The organism is Sphingobacterium sp. UBA7253, from assembly GCF_002472745.1.
Taxonomy (GTDB): Bacteria; Bacteroidota; Bacteroidia; order Sphingobacteriales; family Sphingobacteriaceae; genus Sphingobacterium; species Sphingobacterium siyangense.
Map to the genome: position 1 here is coordinate 1 of NZ_DKSP01000235.1, position 2973 is coordinate 2973.

The 2973-nt window shown below is 40.3% G+C and carries 3 protein-coding genes; 2 read left to right on the plus strand and 1 reads right to left on the minus strand.

All coding sequences use genetic code 11. The features are described 5' to 3' along the window. Positions 1–359: 359 nt before the first annotated feature. Together xth and B2X72_RS24770 are read left to right on the plus strand one after the other, a co-directional pair. Positions 360–1145: an exodeoxyribonuclease III gene (gene xth, locus B2X72_RS24765; protein WP_286851930.1), complete on the plus strand. Its 786-nt coding sequence runs from the start codon at positions 360–362 to the stop codon at positions 1143–1145. Then, the gene (locus B2X72_RS24770) at positions 1138–1605 is read left to right on the plus strand and encodes an NUDIX domain-containing protein (protein ID WP_286851931.1); all 468 of its coding nucleotides are present in this window, start codon (positions 1138–1140) and stop codon (positions 1603–1605) included. Before xth ends, B2X72_RS24770 begins: the two co-directional genes overlap by 8 nt. A gap of 63 nt (positions 1606–1668) precedes the next feature. Here B2X72_RS24770 and B2X72_RS24775 read toward each other — a convergent pair whose 3' ends face one another. Then, the gene (locus B2X72_RS24775) at positions 1669–2901 is read right to left on the minus strand and encodes an IS256 family transposase (RefSeq protein WP_286851932.1); all 1233 of its coding nucleotides are present in this window, start codon (positions 2899–2901) and stop codon (positions 1669–1671) included. Between the last annotated feature and the right edge of the window lie 72 nt (positions 2902–2973).

Here is a 2973-nt window from a genome sequence, read left to right on the forward strand (position 1 = left end):
TTTAGCTGATTTTTCTATGCGAGAGTTGAGTTTTTTGTCACTTAAATAATCTTTTAGGTACGGTAGTGAATCTTTTAGGTTAATGACAATGTCATTTCGAAAGACTTTTTTAGGGGATGTTTCTGCCATGATCGAATGCTTTATATATATGGTTATATAAATATAATATTAATTTAATGTTATTTAACCTGTTTATGAAAGATTTTAACGTGAATAGCGCCATTGACCTGCAAGACAGGAGGAATAAAGGATTCCTTCCAGACTGGACTTGTTAAATTATACTATTAAATTTTTCTGAGAAGTTCTCAAACAATTAAAAAGCTTCTTTGGTTGTCTATTTTAGTTAGAAGGACAATTTCATGAAAATAGCCACCTATAATATTAATGGCATCAACGCACGTCTTCCTGTGTTGTTACGTTGGTTAGCAGAAGAATCGCCTGATGTCGTATGTCTGCAGGAGTTGAAATCTCCGCAGGAACGTTTTCCATTGCAAGAAATTAATGACATCGGATATCATGCGGTTTGGCATGGTCAGAAAAGTTGGAACGGAGTTGCGGTACTTTCCAAATATGAGATCGAAGAAGTAGCTAGAGCACTTCCAGGCGATCCCGAAGATGTACAAAGTCGTTATTTGGAGGTTATGGTCCAGCAAGTCGTGATTTGCTGTCTTTATCTGCCCAATGGCAACCCATTTCCGGGGCCCAAATTTGACTATAAGTTGAAGTGGATTGAGCGTTTAGCAAAACGGGCCAAAACGCTGCTTAGTATGGATGTTCCAGCGATACTCATTGGGGATTTTAACATTATTCCAACAGAAATGGATACGTATAAACCTGAAAAATATGTCAACGATGCATTGTTTAGGAAGGAGGTGAAGGAGGCTTTCAGTCAGCTTCTTGAAGAGGGCTGGCAGGATTCTATTCGTCAGCTTTTCCCAGATCAGCAGGTTTATACGTTCTGGGATTACTTTCGCCAGGCTTACAGTCGAAATGCTGGTTTACGTATCGACCATATTTTATTGAGCCCTTCAATTCAGGATCGTTTAATTGAAGGCGGAATTGATCGCGATGTTCGCGGATGGGAGAAGAGTAGCGATCATGCGCCTACATGGATTCGATTACGAAATATCAGCATGAATGGCTAAGAAGATAAATACCAGTGCGGGATTGTTATTGTATAAATTTCATGCCTTAGAAATTTATTTTTTCTTAGTACATCCTGGAGGACCCTATTTTACTAAAAAAGATGAAGGCTCGTGGACAATCCCTAAAGGGGAAATCGATTTGAACGAAGATGAACTTGATGCGGCCAAAAGAGAGTTTATTGAAGAGACAGGCTATCTTCCCCGTGGAAATTTTATTGCGCTAAATGCTATTCAACAAAAAGGAGGCAAAATAGTTAAGTGCTGGGCAATTGAAGGAGATATAGATCCTGCTAGACTTGTAAGCAATACCTTTGAAATGGAATGGCCGCCGAAATCAGGGAAAATGCAAACTTATCCTGAAATAGACCGTGGCGATTGGTTTACATTTACGGAAGCCAGGAAGAAAATAAACGAACGACAGATTTCTTTTCTGGAGCAAGTTATTGCTCATGGGAAATGAATGCTTATTTCAACACAAGTGGGAGTGTAACTCAAACTGTGTCATTGGATAATTAACCAAAATCTAAAAGCCTCTATCAAGTTTGAGCCTATCCCCAAATTTAATGTAAAGTTGGGATATGGTCAAGCCCCAGTTATGCACTGGCATTGTCCACTTTTTAGAGATGTCCTTTATTATCAGAAACATCAGTTTCATAAGAGCCTGCTCAGAACTGAATGCACCTTTGGACTTCGTTATTTTACGGATCTGTCGGTGCATTCCTTCAATTGGATTAGTGGTGTAAATAGTCTTACGCACCTGCTCATCATACTCAAAAAAAGTAGAGAGATTGGTCCAGTTTTCCAGCCATGACTTAGCAGCTATGGGATATTTCTTGCCCCATTTCTCTTCAAAGACCAGTAGTTTTTCATAGCCCATTTCTTCGTTGACAGCTTTATAAACCGGCTTTAAATCTTCAATAACAGCCTTTTTGTCCTTTTCTGTAACGTAGCGCATGCTTGATCTAATCTGATGGACAATGCATAACTGAACTTTTGTTTTTGGAAAAATAGCTTCTATAGCTTCAGGAAAGCCCTTCAGTCCATCAATACAGGCTATCAGGATGTCCTCTACACCGCGTTGCTTTAGATCGGTGAGTACGGATAGCCAGAATTTTGCTCCTTCGTTTTCCGAACTATAAAGCCCTATCAGGTCTTTGCGACCATCCATTCCTATGCCCAGGATATTATAAATAGCCCTGGACTCAACTGTGCCATTCTGACGAACTTTGTAGTGCATACAATCAAGGAAAACAAAGGGGTAAACAGCTTCTAGCGGACGACTTCGCCACTCATTAACAGCAGGAAGCACACTTTCGGTAATACGGGATATTTCTGTGGCAGAGATCTCCATGGCATACATTTCGCGGATAAACTCACTTATCGCTCGTGTGCTCATCCCTTTTGCATACATACTCAGTACGTGGCCTTCGAGCTGTTCAGTAATGATCAACTGTCTTTTAGGTACTACTTTGCGTTCGAACGATCCTGATCTGTCCCGACCTGTTTCCAGCTCAAAAGTTCCGGTATGGAGACCACGGACCGTCTTTTTTGTCTTGCCATTGCGACGGTTACTATTACCTGAGGCCTTTTCTTCGTTCAGATGATTCTCCAGTTCGCCATCCATCATTGATTCCAACAGATGCTTCATCAACGGCGCTAAAACGCCATCATTAGGAGACAAACTTTTACCTTCGTAAAGACCTTGCATAGCTTCAGTCTTGAAGCGCTCAAAGTCGAATGGGTCTTTTTCTTTCATGACCGTGTCGTTTGAATAATTGAATATAAATAATCTTATTGAATTATTCCTTTGACACAGTTTATGTTACAG